A 17,865-nucleotide genomic window follows, 5' to 3' on the forward strand; every position below is an offset into this window, starting at 1 on the left:
TTATCCTCTCGCGTCAATCCGGCGCGAAAGGTCATCAAACTGTAGCGAATCGTGACTATGACTGCGCCCGCTTTGAAGGATTTCAGTGGGGTTCAGCGCCGATGACGGGTATCGCTCCGATTACCGGATACTTAAAGAATACAAGGCTCAAGTCTGCCTTCATTAGACATCGTGCGCTAAGCGGAAAAGGCCTCTCCGAACGGCTTTTCGGTCTGATGTTCTCGGGGCTGGTTTATCCACAGATTTGGGAAGACCCTGCCGTCGATATCGAAGCGATGCAGATCGAGCCGCATCACAGCATTGTCACCATCGGGTCTGGCGGCTGCAACATGCTCGCCTATCTCGCCGAGGGGCCGGCCCGCATCGATGTGGTCGACCTCAATCACCACCATGTCGCGCTGAACCGGCTGAAGCTTGCCGCCTTCGAAACGCTGCCCTCCTATGGGGATGTGCGCCGGATGTTCGCGGAGCCCGGCAATGCGGCCAACTCGGTTGCCTTCGACCGCTATATCGCGCAGGGGCTCGATAGCGGCACGTATCAGTACTGGAACGGGCGCGACAAGTTCGGCCGCCGTCGGATATCGACCTTCGACCGCAACATCTATCGCACGGGCCTTCTCGGTCGCTTCATCGGGGCAGGGCATCTGGCGGCGCGTCTGCACGGCAAGACCTTCGACCGGCTGATGGCAGCCCGCACGATGGAAGAGCAGCGAGACATTTTCGACCGCGAGATCGCGCCGCTTTTCGACAGCGGCCTGGTGCGCTGGATTACCAGCCGGAAGAGCTCGCTCTTCGGTCTCGGCATCCCGCCGCAGCAATATGACGAGCTGGCCGGCAGCAGCGCCTCCGGCCATGTTGCCGACGTGCTGCGCGAGCGGCTGGAAAAGCTTGCCTGCGGCTTTCCGCTCAAGGACAATTACTTTGCCTGGCAGGCCTTTTCACGCCGCTATCCGGCAAGCCACGAAGGCAGTTTGCCGCTCTATCTGCATCCTGACAATTTCTCCAAGATCCGCGCCAATGCCCGCCGCGTCGAGGTGCATCACAAGAGCTTCACCGAACTCCTGAAGCAGCGGCGCGCCGGCTCGGTCGATCGTTTCGTCCTGCTCGATGCGCAGGACTGGATGACGGCAGAGCAGCTCAACGACCTCTGGACCGAGATCAACCGGGCTGCAGCCCCTGGTGCGCGGGTCATCTTCCGCACCGCTGCCGTGACAAGCCCGCTCGAAGCCAAGCTCGAACCACGCACACTGGCTGTCTGGGATTATATGGCAGACCTGTCGAATGAACTGCTCGCCCGCGACCGCTCGGCGATCTATGGCGGTTTCCACGTTTACAGGAAAGCCTCGTGACAGTCCTCGATACGACCGGCATTGCCGTTGATAACCACGCCGACTCCGATCACGCCGCGCGTATGGATCGGATGTACCGGACCCAGCGGCACATCTATGACCTGACACGGAAATACTATCTTCTGGGCCGGGACCGCACCATCCGGGATCTGGCCACCAAGCCGGGGCAGTGCATCCTGGAACTCGGCTGCGGCACGGGACGCAATCTGGCGGTTGCCGGCAGTCTCTATCCCGGCTGCCGGCTCTACGGGCTCGACATTTCCGAGGAGATGCTGATCTCGGCGCGCGCCAAGCTGCCATCGGATGCCGTCCTGAAAGCGGGTGACGCGTCGGATTTCTCGGCTGAGGATTTCGGCCGGCCAGGTTTCGACCGGATCATGATCTCCTATGCGTTGTCGATGATCCCGGCCTGGGAAGCGACGATCGACGTCGCGATCGACGCGCTCAATCCGGGCGGCGAGCTTCACATCGTGGATTTCGGTCAGCAGGAAAGACTGCCGCACTGGTTCCGCCGGATGCTCAAGGGGTGGCTGGCCCGCTTCCATGTCGATCCGCGAAGAGATCTGGATTGCGTCGTGGCTGCCGTGGCGAAGCGGCACGGTTGCTCTTCCCGATTCCGGCCGCTCTACCGCGGCTATGCCTGGTCTGCCACGATCGTGAAGCCCGCGGCGTAACGGTTTATTTACCCTGTCATGATTGGCTGAAGACCATGTCTTGACGGGCCTGCTTTACAACGTGGCCGGACAGGATAACATCCTTTCGACTCGTTGATTTGCGGGACTTTCATGCGCCGTTTCGCCCTGGCTCTCTTGCCGTTTGCCGCTCTTGTCGCAGGCTGCACGAGCACTGACTATGATCTGATGAAAACGGCAGCCGTTCCGTCGAAGTTCAAGGATTCCGATCCGCAGGATTTCGGTGCACGCAGCCCGCACAAGCACCCGATCCACGGCATTGATGTTTCCAAATATAACGAGCATGTCGACTGGGAGACGGCGAAGAAATCCGGCGTTGCCTTTGCCTTCATCAAGGCGACGGAAGGCAAGGATCGGGTTGATCCGAAGTTCGAGGAATTCTGGCGCGGTGCGCGTGCTGCGGGCGTCGCCTACGCGCCCTATCATTTCTATTATTTCTGTTCGACGCCCGACCAGCAGGCCGACTGGTTCATCGCCAATGTGCCGCGCGAGGCAGTCAAGCTGCCGCCGGTGCTGGATGCCGAATGGAATCCGGCCTCGCCGACATGCAAGATCAGGCCTGATCCCGCCACTGTGCGCGCCGACATGAAGCGCTTCATGGACCGCTTGCAGGCCTATTACGGCAAGCGGCCGATCATCTACACGTCAGTCGATTTCCACCGCGACAATTTCGTCGGTTATTTCAAGGACTATCAGTTCTGGCTGCGCTCCGTCGCCTCCCATCCGGAGGACAAGTATGCGGATCGCCAGTGGGCCTTCTGGCAATATACGTCCACCGGCATCGTGCCGGGCGTGGGCGGCCAGACGGATATCAACGTCTTTGCCGGCACCAAGGATAACTGGAAGTCCTGGCTGGCTTATGCGGACGCACGCTGATACCCCCGTGAAGAGAGGGCTTGCCGCCTTTGTTGGGTTCTGCGGCGTGTAACGCGCCGCTCTGCAATGCTGACATGAAGATCAGACGCCGGCGCGGCTGCGCCGTTGCTGCCGCACGTCTGTTGTCAGGGCGGCGGTCGAATGGCCGCATTCCCCTGCTTCAAGCTCGTCCAGATCCTTGCTAAGACACACCTTGAGATGGCTTGCAAATTGATTCATGAGCCTGCCGCAAGCGTCTGATTTTGCGAAGGAGAACTGCCATGTCTGCACATTTCCGCTACGCCGTTGTTGGTTGCGGCCTCATGGGCGCGGCGGCGGCACGGCATCTGGCCAACATGACGCAAGGCGTGGCGCTGATCGGACCGTCCGAGCCGGCGGACAAGACTGAGCATCGCGGCGTTTTCGCCAGCCACTACGATGAGGGACGCATCACGCGGACCATCGATCCGGATCCGGTCTGGGCGCGGCTCGCCCGCAACTCCATCGGCCGCTATCGCGACATCGAGGCGGCGACCGGCATTTCCTTCTATCGCGAAGTCGGCAGTCTGCTGACTGGAGCTGGAACGGAAGAGGGGCGCGGCTATGTCGCGCGGACGCAAGCCGCGGCCGAGGTCGCCGGTGTGACGGCAGAGCGGCTTTTGCAAGCTGACATCCATGCGAAATTTCCGTGGTTCTCCTTTCCGGACCGCACGGAGGGCATTTTCGAGGCGACTGGGGCCGGCCACATCAGTCCGCGCCGGCTTGTGATGGCGCAGTCGCAGCTCGCCGAGCGGGCAGGGGCGACGCGGATCAATGCGGCTGTGACGTCCATCCGTGAGGCGAGAGATCATGTGGCGATCACGCTGGCGGATGGCACGGTCATTCAGGCGGATCGCGTACTGTGTGCAGCGGGCGGTTTCTCGATTCAAAACGGTCTGTTGCCGCGTCCCGTTGATCTGAAGGTTTATGGCCGTACGGTCGTCTTCTTTGAAGTCTCCGAGGCGGATGCAAAAGCCATGGGCGCCATGCCCTCGATGATCCACAAGGCGGTCGACGAGCGCGACGACATCTACATGCTGCCGCCGATCCGCTATCCGGATGGGAAATATTATCTCAAGATCGGCGGCGATCCGGACGAGATGGAGCTTCAGGAGCACGAACTGGGCGACTGGTTCCGCAGTGATGGACGGCCACATGCGCGCGAGCATCTAGTTGCCCGGATGAAGGCTCTGGTGCCGGGGCTCGACGTGCTGTCGATCTCATCCGCCTCCTGCGTCACGTCCTACACCTCGACCGGCTACCCGGCGATCGGCTGGCTGACGCCGGGACGGATCGCGCTTTTGACGGGCGGCTGCGGGGCGGCGGCGAAAAGCTCGGACGAAATCGGTCGCCTCGGCGCGGAACTGGTCTTCGAGGACAGGATTTCCTCGTTTGACTTTGATTTCTCACCAGTCCAGTGAGAGCGACGCGAAGGGCCAGTCGCGCTCGGTGGCTGCGATAAAGCCATCGGGGCTCAACTGCGCATTCTCGACCAGCCAGTTCATGAACACTTGAGCTGGCTTCGTGGTCTTCGGCCTTTCGCTGGAGGGGCGGACCAGCAGACCGTTCTCGAATTTCAGGAAGCCCACCGGGGCCACGAGGCTTCCGTTCTTCAACTCCCGTTCGATCAGGAATTTCGGGGCGAGCGTCGCCCCCATGCCGCGCTCTGCTGCCTCGAAGGCGAGGGAAGAGAGATCGAAGGTGAGCTCGCGTTCGCGAATGAGGGTGAGGCCTGTAAGCTGCGACCAGTGCTTCCATGCGACCTCGCCCTCGCGGCGGTGGATGACGGTGGGAACCTTGATCGTCGTTTCGGTGAGCTCGCAGGGAAAACCGGGCGCCATCACGAGACCGATATGGACGTCGCCCAGTGGGCGGGCGTCGGGGTGTTCGACATGCGGGCTCAACAGCCGGTCCCATGACACGACGAGATCGACCGGACCTTCGAGCCTGCGGCTGCCATGAGGGCCGGTCAGGCGGATCAGGACGTCGATATCGGGATAATCGACATTGAAGCGCGCGATCGTCGGGATCATCCATTGGCGGGCGAAGGTGGAACTGGCCGCCACCGTGACCGATGCGCGGCCTCCGCCGGTGATGGCCGTGTAGGTGCGGCGCATCTCGTCCATGCTGCGGGCGACGGTTTCGGCCAGCTGGCGACCGTCCTCGGTCAGTTCCAATTGCAGGCCGCGCTTGACGAAGAGCTCGGTTCCTGCGTGATCCTGCAACTGGTGAAGCTGCTTGCTGACCGCACTATGCGTGCGGCCGAGCATGTCGGCGGCGGCACCCACAGTGCCAGTGCGGAAGAAGGCCTCAAGCGTCGCGAGCGCGGTGAGTGGCGGCAGCTTGTCCATGGGGTTATTCCATCTGTTGGAATTTTTCTCACATAGTGTGAGCGCATTATTCAATTTTTCCCGGGAATGAAAAGAGATAAATTCCGATCGTTGGAAAAAGGAGAAGCGCCATGCGGCACGCGATTGAAGGTGAATACACACGTTACGAACAGCGGCAGATTGCCGGGCTTCTGGTTGAAGCTCCGCGCCATCTGAGCGGTTTCGAGGCGGTGCGCGCCACGTTCAATGTTTGGCAGGCGCGGCGGAATTTGAGACGCCAGATGGCCCGCGACATGGAGACGTTCACGGACGCCATGCTCGAGGATGCCGGCATGACCCGCAAAGAGGCAGAGCGCGAGGTGCGCAAGCCGTTCTGGATAGCGTGAGACCTGCAGCGCTCCTTCGGATGGAAGGGGCGTATTGTATCGATGAATGGACGGCCCGGAGCTCCCTGAAATGGCTTCCGGGCCGTTCCTGTTTGAAGGCTTCAGCGTATTCGTCGGATTTGCTGTGGTGTTTTGGCTGCAAAGACGCTATCACCCGCGCGCCAGTTGGCCGGGCAGCCGCGCTTCATCAATGCCGAAAGGCGATGGGGTGAGGAAAGTCCGGGCTCCACGGAGATACGGTGCCGGATAACGTCCGGCGGGGGCGACCTCAGGGAAAGTGCCACAGAAAGCAAACCGCCTTCCTCGGAAGGTAAGGGTGAAAGGGTGGGGTAAGAGCCCACCGCGCGCCTGGCAACAGGGGCGGCACGGTAAACCCCACCGGGAGCAAGACCGAATAGGGATGACGCGGCGGGGCAACCCGTCAGCCTGTTTCCGGGCCAGTCATCCGGGTGGGTTGCGCGAGGCGGCATGCAAATGCCGTCCCAGATGAATGGCTGCCACGTTCCGGTTCGCCGGAGCCATACAGAACCCGGCTTACAGGCCAACTGGCGAATTTTCCTTTTGTGGAAGGACCGCGTGTGATCAGGCGGCGCTTAACGCGCGCTCTACGGCCTCCGGTTCCTTGTCGATGATCGTCAGGAGGATGCGCGATGGGGCGTCCATATTGGAGCGGTTTTGCTCCCAATCTCGAATACGCCCGATCGAGAAGCCGAAGCGCGCCGCAAATGCCTGCTGGGAAAGACCCAGCTTGCGCCGAATGGCTTTCACATCCACCTCCGCCGGAATATGGATGTTGTAGCTTTCCACGTCCGCTTCACCCGAAGCGAAGGCCAAAGCCTCACTTGCACCTTGTAGAATTCGGGATCCTGCTCTGGTCATTTCTCACTCCTGCCTTTGCCCGCTCTAGTCCGGGCGTGGGTGCGCCAAGCTTGGGGCAGCGCCGTCAGAATGTCTCGAAGCGCATTACGCTCCGCTTTTGAAAGGTTAGCCTGGGTGTCTTTGCTGAACACGTCGAGCAAAAACACCGGGATGTCGGCATCGGCATAGAAGGTGATCACCCGATAGCCGCCACTCTTGCCTTTGCCGCGGCCTGCAAAACGAAGCTTTCTTGCGCCTCCCGTTCCCGCCATGATGTCGCCCGCGTCGGGGTTGGCGGCCAGATGCGAGATGATCGCCTCCCGTTCGGTGTCAGTCAGTCCTTCCTCCTTGGCAGAGGTCAGATATGCCGGCGTTTCGATCACGGTGTGCATGCACAATTTGTACGGAATTTCCGCACTTGCGTCAAGTTTTCTGCGGAACCTCCGCATAGGTGGGGCTTGGCCCATGGTTGAACGTCTGGCTTTGGATTCCAGCTCTTGACCATGTCCTGACGACTCGTTTCCACCCCCGCTTAAAACTTCATTAAGTTTAACGGCTTAATAATTTTTCGAGTGCGCGCGCCGCTCGAAATGCCGTTTCCCATTGACGCCCATGTGGTCCCATGCTATCCCATAAGTCAGCCGAAAGGATGCTCCTTAGCGTCCGAAAAATGCAGAAGATGGAAGGGTTTAGCGCCTTTGCTGTGCTGCAGCGGCGACATGCTTGTGCGGCCTCATGCGGGAGGTCTGGTGCGGGCGAGGTGGGGCGGATGATCTGCTCTGCCATTTCGGAAACGGTTGTATCGCGTCATGATCCGCTTCCTGTCGAATTTTGTGAACAGGATCGATGCCAAGGGGCGGGTTTCCGTGCCTGCGAGCTTTCGTTCCATTCTCGCTTCGGCGGATGTGCAGGATCTCTATTGTTTCCAGGACTTTGTGTTTCCGGCGATCAGCGTCGGCGGCCCCGAGCTGCTGGCGCGCCTCGAGAGGCGGATCGAGGTGGCGGACCCATTCTCGCCGGAAGCCAATCGGATGTCGCTGCTGGTTCATGGCGGCGGCGTCTTCATGAAGCTCGATCAGGAGGGGCGGTTGATGGTCACGGACTTCATCCGCAGCTTCACGGGCATTACCGATCACGTCGCCTTTGTCGGGCGAGGGGATCATTTCCAGTTGTGGCAGCCGGAGGCGTGGGAGACTGCGCAGAAGGCTGTCCGCGAGGGGCTGGGGCGCTGACAAGGCTGTGCCCCCATACGAGGGAAATTGGCATGGCGGCGGTTGAGACTGGCGGCGTTCACGGAGACGCCCAGAGTGCGGAAGATCGTCCGCATATCCCGGTCATGCTGCCGGAGGTTCTCGATGCGCTCGCTATCCGGCCCGGTCAGGTCGTTCTCGATGGCACGTTCGGCGCGGGGGGCTATACGTCCGCGATCCTCAGCGCAGGCGCGCGCGTGATCGCGCTCGACCGCGACCCGAACGCGATTGCCGGCGGTAAGGCGTTGGTCGAAAAGTCTGCTGGTAAGTTGACGCTCATCCATTCCCGCTTTTCCGATCTGGCGCAGCATGCGCCGGCCGAAGGGCTCGATGGCGTGGTGCTCGATATCGGCGTCTCCTCGATGCAGATCGATGAGGCCGGGCGTGGCTTTTCGTTCCAGAAGAACGGGCCCCTCGACATGCGCATGTCGGCCTCGGGCGTCAGTGCCGCCGATGTCGTCAATCGCGCGAAGGTCGGTGATCTCATCCGCATCTTCGGCTTTCTCGGCGAGGAAAAGCAGGCGGGGCGAATTGCCCGCGCCATCGAAAAGCGCCGGGCTGAAAATCCTTTCGAAACGACCCGCGATCTGGCCGGCCTCATCGAGATCGTCACACCGCGCAAGGCCAAGGACAAGATTCATCCGGCAACGCGCGTTTTCCAGGCCTTGCGGGTTTTCGTCAATGACGAACTCGGCGAATTGGCCAAGGCGCTCTTCGCGGCCGAAGCCAGTCTGAAGCCGGGCGGCCGTCTTGTTGTCGTTACCTTCCATTCGCTCGAAGATAGGATCGTCAAGCGCTTCTTTGCCGATCGGTCCGGCAGAGCTGCCGGTTCCCGGCATCTGCCGCAGGTGCATGACAAGCCGGCGCTCTTCGATCTCGTTCACAAATCGGCCCTGCAGGCGAGCGAGGCGGAGGCGGAGATCAATCCGCGCGCGCGCTCGGCCAAGCTGCGCGCCGGCATTCGCACCACGGCTGCGGCCGGTCCTGCCGATCTGGCGATCTTCGATCTGCCTGATCTCGCAAGTCTTTCAAAATTGGGGAGCTGACCGTCCATGTTCCGCACATTCGACATTCTTTTGATCGTGGTCATGACGGTGGCGGCTACCATCACCTATTCGATCAAGCACAAGGCCGAGACCGTCCTTGACGATGTTCACAAGCTCGATGCCGAAATCAAGCTAGAGCGCGACACGATCGATCTTCTGAAGGCGGACTGGGCGCTGGCGACGCAACCGAACCGGCTGGCGCGGCTGGCTGATACGTTCAAGGCCGACCTCAAGCTTCAGCCGACCGAATCGACCCAGATCGTGCAGCCGAACGAGATGCCGATGATGAAGGCGAATGTCGGTCTTTCCGATGCGATCGAGGCAGGGCTGGCGCCTGATGCCCGAAAGACGGATGAGGTCAGGCCCGCGCCTGCCAGGAACGATACGGCGAGAGCAGCCTCGACCAAGACAGATACCATCAAGACCGGATCGGTGAAGCGCTGATGTCATTCCTGTCCCGCATCATGAACATCAAAAGCAAGGCGCATTTCTCGGCAACGCCGCGGGGCGTATACAGAGCGCCCAACGGCAAGGCGCGTTTTGAAGGGACCCTGAAGCGTTCCGGCGCCCAGGCCAAGAGCCGCGTCGGCATCATCTTCGCCGGCTTCACCGTCGCTTACGTGATAATCGGCGGACGGCTGGTCGAATACGGGATGGCAAAGCCGGAGACTGTCTCCAGCATCATGCCCTCGGACAATCTGCTAGCTTCGCGCCCCGATATTCTCGATCGCAATGGTCAGGTTCTGGCAACCGATATCCGCACCGTTTCTCTCTATGCGGAGCCTTCCAAGATCATCGATCCGGATGAGGCTTTGGAAGAACTTTCCAGCGTCCTGCCCGACCTCGACGCGAAGTCGACCTATCGCAAGCTGTCCTCCAAGAGCCATTTCCAGTGGTTGCGCCGTCAGCTGACGCCGCGCCAGCAGAGCCAGATTCTGGCGCTCGGCATTCCGGGCATCGGCTTCCGGCCGGAAAAGCGCCGCTTCTATCCGGGTGGCGCGACGGCCTCGCACGTTCTGGGTCTCGTCAATATCGACAACCGCGGCATTGCCGGGATGGAGAAATATATCGACAGCCAGGGGCTTGCCGATCTGGCCGCCGTCGGCATGACGAACGACGCCAAGCTGGAGCCTGTGAAGCTCTCGCTTGATCTGCGTGTGCAGAATGCGCTTCGCGAAGTTCTGGTCGACGGCATGAACCGCTATCAGGGCATCGGCGCGGGCGGTGTCGTGCTGAACGTCCACACGGGAGAGGTTCTGGCACTGGCCTCCTATCCGGATTTCGATCCGAACGATCCGACGCATGCGCTCGATCCCGATCGTCTGAACCGCGTGTCGGCGGGCACCTACGAAATGGGCTCGACCTTCAAGGCCTTCACCATCGCCATGGGTCTCGACTATGGCACGATGACGCTCAACACCACCTTCGACGCCACCAAGCCGCTTTATATCGGCGGCTTTACCATTCACGACTTCCACGGGACGCGCCGCGTTCTGACCGTCGACGAAGTCTTCGTGCATTCGTCCAACATCGGTGCTGCCCGCATGGCCGATGCCGTCGGGCTTGAAGGCCACAAGGCGTTCCTGACCCGGATGGGCCTGCTGAGCCGCATGGATACGGAACTGCCGGAAGTGGCGACGCCGTCGCAGCCTCGCGTCTGGAAGCGCATCAACTCGATGACGATCGCCTATGGTCACGGTGTGGCGACCACGCCCTTGCAGACGGCGGTCGCGGGTGCTGCGCTGGTCAATGGCGGTTATCTGATCGAGCCGACCTTCCTGCCGCGCACGCAGCAGGAGGCGGACAAGATCGCCGTGAAGGTGGTCAAGGATTCCACCGTGCGCGACATGCGCAAGCTGTTCCGTGACAACGTCGTCAATCCGGTCGGCTCCGGCAAGCAGGCAGCCGTTCCCGGATTTGACGTGGGCGGCAAGACGGGCACTGCCGAAAAGCTGGTCCGCGGCCGTTACGTCAACGGTCACAACTTCAACGCCTTTCTCTCCGCTTTCCCAATGCGCGACCCGCAATATATGGTTCTCGTCTTCATCGACGATCCGCGCACCGGCGAGCATAATTCCAACCTAGCGGGCAACACCGCGACCCCCATGGTCGGACGTGTCATTGCACGGGTGGCTCCGCTTCTCGGTGTGCAGCCGAAATTTGGCCCAGATGGAGCGGCAACGCTCGTTTCATATTAAGATCGAAACAAATCCGATTAATATAGGCCAAATCCGATTCGATGCGCCCGCAGGACAGGGGCGTGAAAGGCGAATATCATCGATGAAGCTACGTGACCTCGCAGCTAAGGACTTTCCGGAAATCGATGCATTGCTTGCGGGCTCTGCCGGAGATGTTCAGATTACTTCCATCACGGCCGACAGCCGTCAGGTTGCCCATGGTGCTGTCTTTGTGGCGGTGCCGGGATCCAAGGCGGATGGTTCGACCTTCGCGGGCGAGGCGGTCACCAAGGGCGCCAGCGCCATCGTGATTTCCGCCAATGCCTCCGTCGAGGCCTCCGTGCCGGTTCTGAAAGTGGAGGAGCCGCGCCGCTTCCTCTCCATGGCGGCCGCCCGCTTCTTCGGGGCTCAGCCGGAGGTCATAACGGCGGTCACCGGCACGGCCGGCAAGACATCCGTGGCGTCCTTTACCCGCCAGATCTGGGCGCATGCCGGCTTTGCCGCCGCCATGATCGGAACCACGGGCGTGATCGCGCCGGGCCGCGCTGACTATGGCACGCTGACGACGCCGGATCCTGTCTCGCTGCACAAGCTTCTCGCCGAATTGTCGCGCGAGGGCGTGACTCATGCGGCCATGGAGGCCTCCAGCCATGGGCTCGACCAGCATCGACTTGACGGCGTGAAGCTTGCCGCCGCCGCCTTCACCAATCTTGGCCGTGATCACATGGACTACCATCCGACGGTTGAGCACTATCTCGCCTCGAAGATGCGGCTTTTCAGCCTGTTGCCCAAGGGGGCGCCGGCGGTGATCTTTGCCGACGATCCCTATTCGCTGCACGCTATCGAAGCGGCGGGTCGCGCCGGCTGCGAAGTGCTGACCGTGGGCCGCAAGGGCGATTTCCTGACGCTGAAGCGGGTCGAGCATTTCCGCCACAAGCAGATGGCGGAAATCCATTGCGGTTCGGACATCTATGAAGTCGACATTCCGCTCGCTGGCGATTTTCAGGTGGCCAATGCGCTGGTCGCTGCCGGGCTTGCGATGTCCACGGGTGTCAGCCCGGCCGCCGTCATGGCGGCGCTCGGCAAGCTGGTCGGAGCCTCAGGCCGGCTCGAGCTGGTCGGCCATACGGTCGATGGTGCGCTCGCCTATGTCGATTATGCTCACAAGCCGGAAGCGCTTGAAAACGTGCTGACCTCGGTTCGCCCGTTCACGACGGGCCGCGTCATCGTCGTCTTCGGCTGCGGCGGGGATCGTGACAAGGGCAAGCGGCCGCTGATGGGCGAGATCGCGTCGCGGCTGGCCGATGTTGTCATCGTCACCGACGACAATCCGCGTTCCGAAGTGGCCGCCGTCATTCGCTCGGAAATCATGGCTGCTGCACCCGGTGCGCTGGAAATCGGCGACCGTGCCGAGGCCATCCGTGCCGCCTGCGGCATGCTGAAATCCGGGGATACGCTGATCGTCGCCGGCAAGGGACATGAAGAAGGCCAGATCGTCGGGGACAAGGTGCTCCCGTTCTCGGATCAGGCCGAGATCGACAAGGCATTGGGAGGATTGCAGGCTTGACCACTCTCTGGACATCCGATGAACTCGTCAGCGCGATGAACGGCAGACCGTTCGGGTCGTTGCCCGGCGGAGTTACCGGCATTTCCATCGACAGCCGTTCGATCGGCAAGGGTGAGGCCTTCTTCGCCATCAAGGGCGATCGCGTCGACGGACATGACTATGCCTCCGTCGCGGCTGCCAACGGTGCGGCGCTGCTGGTCGTCAGCGAGGCGAAGCTGCCGGCGCTTGGCCGCGTGACAACGCCGATGATCGTCGTAGACGATGTTCTGTCAGGCCTTGAACGTCTGGGACGGGCCGCGCGGCAGCGTTCGATCGCCAAGGTCATTGCGGTCACCGGTTCTGTCGGCAAGACGACGACGAAGGAAATGCTGCGCAAGGCGCTTGAGTCGTCCGGGACGGTCCATGCTTCCGTTGCGTCCTTCAACAATCACTGGGGTGTGCCGTTGACGCTGGCCCGCATGCCGAAGGATGTCGATTACGGCGTCTTCGAAATCGGCATGAACCATCCGGGCGAGATTCGCGCACTGGTTTCGATGGTGCGGCCGGACATTGCCATCATCACGACGGTGGCCGGCGCGCATCTCGGCAATTTCCGCTCCATTGATGAAATTGCCTATGCCAAGGCCGAAATTCTCGAGGCAATCGAGATCGACGGCCATGCCATCCTCAATCGCGACATCGAGCAGTTTTCCATTCTGGAAAAGATCGCCATCGAGAATCGCGTTCCGCATATCCACTCCTTCGGCAACAATGCGCGAGCTGACTTCCGGCTGGCCGAGTTCAACGGTCATCCGACGAGCTCCAATGTCTGGGCGGTGATTGGCGGTCGGACGATCGAGGTGACAATCGGGGCGCCGGGACGCCATATTGCCGAAAACGCGCTCGCTGTGCTGGGCGCGGCCTGGCTTGCCGGGGCGGATCTTGATCGGGCGGCCGAAGCGCTCGCTTCCTTCACGCCGGAAAAGGGCAGGGGCCAGAGGCATATCCTGTCGCTGGGCGAGGGCAAGGGCACGTTCACGCTGATCGACGAGAGCTATAACGCCAATCCGGCCTCCATGCGCGCCGCAATCGGTCTCCTGGCCGGAACGCCGGCAACGGGTGAGGGGCGGCAGATCGCCGTTCTGGGCGACATGCTGGAAATGGGCGAGAACTCGCCCTCGATCCACGGCAATCTGGCCCAGCCGCTGCGTCAGGCCGGCATCAAGCATCTGTGGCTCGCAGGCCGCGACATGCGGCTTCTGGCTGAAGCCATGGCGGGGTCTGCTGATGTTGCATACCGGCCAACCGCTGACGAACTTGCAGACTATGCGGTTTCTCATGTATCCGACGGCGATGTGTTGGTCGTCAAATCGTCGCTGGGAACAGGATTCGGCAAGATCACGGCGGCCCTTCTCAATGCATTCCAGCCTGCAGACGCGGCTGGGGTCTGACAACCTGGAGTGCGTTCGATGAGCAAAGCTTCACCGAACGCACTCCAATCATTTGTTTCTGCGCAATTCCGGACGCGAAACCGGTACCCACTTTCGCTGGAATTGCTTCAATTTAGAAAGAGCCGCTATGCTGATCTGGCTTGTGGAACTGTCGCATCATATCCAGTTTTTCAATCTGTTCCGCTACATCACTTTCAGAGCCGGCGCGGCACTCTTCACCTCCGCCTTCATCGTCTTCATGTTCGGCCCGCGCATGATCGCATCGCTGCGCATCCGGCAGGGCAAGGGCCAGCCGATCCGCGCCGATGGGCCGCAGACGCATTTCAAGAAGGCTGGAACGCCCACCATGGGCGGCCTGATGATCCTGGCGGGGATTGTCGTCTCGTCTCTGCTCTGGGCGGACCTTTCGAATGTCTATGTCGTCTCGACGCTGCTCGTCACGCTCGGCTTCGGCGCCATCGGTTTCTATGACGACTATCTCAAGGTCACGAAACAGTCGGACAAGGGCTTTTCCGGCAAGGCGCGCCTCGGCATCGAATTCCTGATTGCCGGCACGGCGGTCTATTTCATGATGCGCACGGCAACCGCCTATGCGCCGAACGGCTCAATCATCGGTACGTCGATCGCCTTTCCCTTCTTCAAGGACTTCTTCGTCAATCTCGGCATGTTCTTCGTGCTCTTCGGCGGCTTCGTGATTGTGGGCGCGGGCAATGCCGTGAACCTGACGGACGGTCTCGACGGGCTTGCCATCGTGCCGGTGATGATCGCCTCCGCCTCCTTCGGCGTCATTGCCTATCTTGCCGGTAACGCGGTCTTTTCGAACTATCTGCAGATCAACTTTGTGCCCGGTACGGGGGAACTCGCTGTCATCATGGGGGCGGTGATCGGAGCAGGGCTCGGCTTCCTCTGGTTCAACGCGCCGCCGGCCGCCATCTTCATGGGCGACACGGGGTCGCTCGCGCTCGGCGGCATGATCGGTACGGTGGCGGTCGCCACAAAGCACGAGATCGTCATGGCGATCATCGGCGGCCTCTTCGTCATGGAGACGCTCTCCGTCATCATCCAGGTCTTCTGGTTCAAGCGGACGGGAAAACGCGTCTTCCTCATGGCGCCCATCCACCACCATTTCGAAAAGCTCGGCTGGACGGAGAGCCAGGTCGTGATCCGCTTCTGGATCATCGCAGTGGGTCTCGCCATGCTGGGTCTTGCCACGCTCAAGCTCAGGTAATTGCCCATGATGCCGGTGACGTCACTCGGCGGCCGAAAGGTCGCCCTTTTCGGGCTAGGCGGTTCCGGCCTTGCCACTGCGCAGGCGCTGATGGCGGGTGGGGCGGATGTCACCGCCTGGGATGACAATCCGGCCAGCGTCGAGAAGGCCGCCGCAGCCGGCATTGCGACGGCGGACCTGCACGGTATCGACTGGAAGACTTTCGATTGCTTCGTGCTGTCGCCCGGTGTGCCGCTGACGCATCCGAAGCCGCATTGGACCGTCGATCTGGCCCATGCCGCCGTCGTCGAGATCATCGGCGATGTCGAACTTTTCGCGCGCGAGCGCATCAAGCTCGCTCCCGATTGCCCCTTCATCGCCATTACCGGCACGAACGGCAAGTCGACCACGACGGCGCTGATCGCCCATATTCTGAAGTCCTCGGGTCGCGATACGCAGCTTGGCGGGAATATCGGTACGGCCGTGCTGACGCTCGATCCGCCGGCGGCCGATCGTTTCTATGTCGTCGAATGCTCGTCCTACCAGATCGATCTCGCGCCTTCGATCAACCCGTCTGCCGGCATCCTGCTGAACCTCACGCCCGACCATCTCGACCGTCACGGCACCATGCAGCACTACGCGGACGTCAAGGAGCGGCTGGTCGCGGGCAGCAGACAAGCGATTGTCGGTGTCGATGACAGCTACTGCAGCCAGATCGCCGACCGCATCGAGCGCGCCGGCGTTGCGGTCACCCGCATCTCGCGCCGGCTGGCGCTGAAGGACGGAATCTATGCCGATGGCAGCCGCATTCTGAAGGCGGATGGCGGCGAGATTGCCGAGCTTCTCGACTTGAAGGGTGTGGAGACATTGCGCGGCGGTCACAATGCGCAGAATGCGGCGGCGGCGATTGGCGCCTGCCTTGCTGTCGGCGTGAGCCTCAACGATGTCCGCGCCGGCATTCGCTCGTTCCCCGGTCTCAAGCATCGCATGCAACCGGTCGGCAAGCGCGATCACGTCACCTTCGTCAATGACTCGAAGGCAACGAACGCGGAGGCCGCAGCGCCTGCATTGTCCAGCTATGACCGGATTTACTGGATTGCCGGTGGTCTGCCCAAGGAGGGCGGGATCACGGCGCTGCAGCCGCTCTTCTCCAAGATCGCCAAGGCCTACCTGATCGGCGAAGCCGCACCGCAGTTTGCAGCGACCTTGGGCGAGGCTGTGCCTTACGAGATTTCCGGGACGCTGGATCTGGCTGTGGCCCATGCGGCGAAGGATGCGGCAGCGGATCAGACCGGCCCCGTGGCCGTCATGCTTTCCCCGGCTTGCGCAAGCTTCGACCAGTACAAGAATTTCGAGGTTCGTGGTGATTCGTTCGTCACGATCGTTTCGGGTCTCGATGGCGTCACGATGCTGGTTTGAAACGATTCCAGCAAAAGTGTGCCGCGGTTTTGTGTCCGGAAATGCACATGAGAAAAGACAGGAGCATTTCATGTCGGAATGCTCTGGCAGGAGATCGGTCGAATGGTGAGCCGCGCGGACAGAGGTAGGGTTGCAGACTGGTTCTGGACCATCGACCGGTATTTCCTCTTCGTCTTCGTTCTCCTGATGGGTATCGGCTTCATGCTCTCCTTCGCCGCGTCTCCGGCGGTGGCCGAACGCATTGGTGCACCCGAATTTCACTTCGTGGCCAAGCACGCCGAATTTCTTCTGCCGGCCCTCGCGGTCATGATTGGCGTTTCCTTCATGACGCCGAAGACGGTGCGGCGCACCGCCGTCATCCTGCTGATCGTTTCGCTCACCCTCATGGTCCTCGTGCTCTTCGTCGGCGTCGAGGTGAAGGGGTCGCGGCGCTGGATTTCGCTGGGGCCGCTGGGCATCCAGGCCTCCGAATTCATGAAGCCGGCCTTTATTGTCGTCTGCGCCTGGCTGTTCGCCGAGCATCAGAAGCAGCCTGAAATTCCGGGCAATCTCTTTGCCATCCTGCTTTACGGTATTGTCGTGGCCCTGCTGGTGGCGGAGCCCGATCTCGGGCAGACGATCCTGACGACCTCGGTCTGGGCGGGCATGTTCTTCATGGCCGGCATGCCGTGGCTGTGGATCACGCTTCTGGCGATTTTCGCTGTCGGTGGTCTGAGTGCGGCCTATATGCTGCTGCCCCACGTGGCGGCGCGTATCGACAAGTTTCTGACAGGCGAGGGCGATACGTTTCAGGTCGATACGGCGCGCCAGGCGATTTTTCGCGGCGGCTGGTTCGGTCGCGGACCAGGCGAGGGGCAGATCAAGAAGATCATTCCCGACGCCCATACCGACTTCGTCTTCTCCGTGGCGGCGGAAGAGTTCGGCATTATCTTCTGCATGGCGCTGGTTGCGCTTTTTGCCTTCATCGTGATGCGCGGTCTGTCGATCGCCTATCGTGAGAAGGATCCGTTCAACCGGTTCGCCATTTCCGGTCTGGTGCTGCAGTTCGGCATCCAGTCCTTCATCAACATCGGGGTCAATCTCGAGCTGCTGCCGGCAAAGGGCATGACATTGCCCTTCATCTCCTATGGCGGTTCATCGATGATCGCGATCTGCATCACGGCCGGTTTCATCCTGGCGTTGACGCGGCACAGGCCCGAAACGCGCTCACGCGAGCGCAGCCTGTTCAGCATCACCCAGGGTCAGCCTGCCGAGTGAGGT

General features: G+C 61.3%; 17 protein-coding genes and 1 other RNA gene. 15 read left to right on the forward strand and 3 right to left on the reverse strand.

Features of this window, described 5'->3' with window-relative positions; genetic code table 11:
- Positions 1 to 101: 101 nt before the first annotated feature.
- From LQK83_RS01625 to LQK83_RS01640, 4 genes are all read left to right on the forward strand, one after another.
- A complete protein-coding gene (locus tag LQK83_RS01625) occupies positions 102 to 1,349 on the forward strand; it encodes a DUF3419 family protein (RefSeq protein WP_230835551.1) in 1,248 nt (415 codons plus the stop codon).
- 62 nt (positions 1,350 to 1,411) lie between these two features.
- Positions 1,412 to 2,023, forward strand: coding sequence for a class I SAM-dependent methyltransferase (locus tag LQK83_RS01630; RefSeq protein ID WP_230836245.1), 612 nt, complete (start codon positions 1,412 to 1,414; stop codon positions 2,021 to 2,023).
- A 111-nt stretch (positions 2,024 to 2,134) separates the two neighbouring features.
- Positions 2,135 to 2,917 carry a glycoside hydrolase family 25 protein gene (locus LQK83_RS01635; protein WP_230835552.1) on the forward strand — a complete coding sequence of 261 codons (783 nt, stop codon included), beginning with the start codon at positions 2,135 to 2,137 and terminating at the stop codon, positions 2,915 to 2,917.
- A gap of 260 nt (positions 2,918 to 3,177) precedes the next feature.
- A complete protein-coding gene (locus LQK83_RS01640; protein ID WP_230835553.1) occupies positions 3,178 to 4,356 on the forward strand; it encodes an NAD(P)/FAD-dependent oxidoreductase in 1,179 nt (392 codons plus the stop codon).
- Here the strand turns inward: LQK83_RS01640 and LQK83_RS01645 are convergent.
- Positions 4,342 to 5,286: a LysR family transcriptional regulator gene (locus LQK83_RS01645; protein ID WP_230835554.1), complete on the reverse strand. Its 945-nt coding sequence runs from the start codon at positions 5,284 to 5,286 to the stop codon at positions 4,342 to 4,344. The genes LQK83_RS01640 and LQK83_RS01645 overlap by 15 nt on opposite strands.
- A gap of 110 nt (positions 5,287 to 5,396) precedes the next feature.
- On the opposite strand from LQK83_RS01645, the gene LQK83_RS01650 reads away from it, so the two are divergent.
- Entirely contained in the window at positions 5,397 to 5,651 is a 255-nt protein-coding gene (locus tag LQK83_RS01650; RefSeq protein ID WP_230835555.1) for a DUF1127 domain-containing protein, read from the forward strand.
- 161 nt (positions 5,652 to 5,812) lie between these two features.
- Positions 5,813 to 6,204, forward strand: an RNA gene (gene rnpB / locus LQK83_RS01655) — RNase P RNA component class A.
- 29 nt (positions 6,205 to 6,233) lie between these two features.
- Here the strand turns inward: rnpB and LQK83_RS01660 are convergent.
- Positions 6,234 to 6,530 carry a helix-turn-helix domain-containing protein gene (locus tag LQK83_RS01660; protein WP_230835556.1) on the reverse strand — a complete coding sequence of 99 codons (297 nt, stop codon included), beginning with the start codon at positions 6,528 to 6,530 and terminating at the stop codon, positions 6,234 to 6,236.
- Positions 6,527 to 6,901, reverse strand: a complete 375-nt coding sequence (locus LQK83_RS01665; RefSeq protein ID WP_230835557.1) for a type II toxin-antitoxin system RelE/ParE family toxin — start codon at positions 6,899 to 6,901, stop codon at positions 6,527 to 6,529. The genes LQK83_RS01660 and LQK83_RS01665 overlap by 4 nt, the downstream gene beginning before the upstream one ends.
- A 417-nt stretch (positions 6,902 to 7,318) precedes the next feature.
- On the opposite strand from LQK83_RS01665, the gene mraZ reads away from it, so the two are divergent.
- The 9 genes from mraZ (at position 7,319) to ftsW (ending at position 17,862) form a co-directional block, all read left to right on the forward strand.
- Positions 7,319 to 7,741, forward strand: a complete 423-nt coding sequence (gene mraZ / locus LQK83_RS01670) for a division/cell wall cluster transcriptional repressor MraZ (RefSeq protein WP_230836247.1) — start codon at positions 7,319 to 7,321, stop codon at positions 7,739 to 7,741.
- Between the two features lie 32 nt (positions 7,742 to 7,773).
- The gene (rsmH, locus tag LQK83_RS01675) at positions 7,774 to 8,805 is read left to right on the forward strand and encodes a 16S rRNA (cytosine(1402)-N(4))-methyltransferase RsmH (RefSeq protein ID WP_230835558.1); all 1,032 of its coding nucleotides are present in this window, start codon (positions 7,774 to 7,776) and stop codon (positions 8,803 to 8,805) included.
- Between the two features lie 6 nt (positions 8,806 to 8,811).
- Positions 8,812 to 9,249, forward strand: coding sequence for a cell division protein FtsL (gene ftsL / locus LQK83_RS01680; RefSeq protein WP_230835559.1), 438 nt, complete (start codon positions 8,812 to 8,814; stop codon positions 9,247 to 9,249).
- Positions 9,249 to 11,003, forward strand: coding sequence for a peptidoglycan D,D-transpeptidase FtsI family protein (locus tag LQK83_RS01685; protein WP_230835560.1), 1,755 nt, complete (start codon positions 9,249 to 9,251; stop codon positions 11,001 to 11,003). Before ftsL ends, LQK83_RS01685 begins: the two co-directional genes overlap by 1 nt.
- Positions 11,004 to 11,085: 82 nt before the next feature.
- The gene (locus LQK83_RS01690) at positions 11,086 to 12,549 is read left to right on the forward strand and encodes a UDP-N-acetylmuramoyl-L-alanyl-D-glutamate--2,6-diaminopimelate ligase (RefSeq protein ID WP_230835561.1); all 1,464 of its coding nucleotides are present in this window, start codon (positions 11,086 to 11,088) and stop codon (positions 12,547 to 12,549) included.
- A complete protein-coding gene (locus tag LQK83_RS01695) occupies positions 12,546 to 13,979 on the forward strand; it encodes a UDP-N-acetylmuramoylalanyl-D-glutamyl-2,6-diaminopimelate--D-alanyl-D-alanine ligase (protein WP_230835562.1) in 1,434 nt (477 codons plus the stop codon). Before LQK83_RS01690 ends, LQK83_RS01695 begins: the two co-directional genes overlap by 4 nt.
- A 127-nt stretch (positions 13,980 to 14,106) precedes the next feature.
- Positions 14,107 to 15,207, forward strand: coding sequence for a phospho-N-acetylmuramoyl-pentapeptide-transferase (gene mraY, locus LQK83_RS01700; RefSeq protein WP_230835563.1), 1,101 nt, complete (start codon positions 14,107 to 14,109; stop codon positions 15,205 to 15,207).
- Between the two features lie 6 nt (positions 15,208 to 15,213).
- Positions 15,214 to 16,605, forward strand: coding sequence for a UDP-N-acetylmuramoyl-L-alanine--D-glutamate ligase (gene murD, locus LQK83_RS01705; RefSeq protein ID WP_230835564.1), 1,392 nt, complete (start codon positions 15,214 to 15,216; stop codon positions 16,603 to 16,605).
- A 102-nt stretch (positions 16,606 to 16,707) separates the two neighbouring features.
- Positions 16,708 to 17,862 (forward strand): putative lipid II flippase FtsW, encoded by a 1,155-nt coding sequence (gene ftsW / locus LQK83_RS01710; RefSeq protein ID WP_230835565.1) that lies wholly within the window; start codon positions 16,708 to 16,710, stop codon positions 17,860 to 17,862.
- Positions 17,863 to 17,865: the final 3 nt, after the last annotated feature.

Source organism: Rhizobium sp. C1, assembly GCF_021026335.1.
Lineage (GTDB): Bacteria > Pseudomonadota > Alphaproteobacteria > Rhizobiales > Rhizobiaceae > Ensifer_A.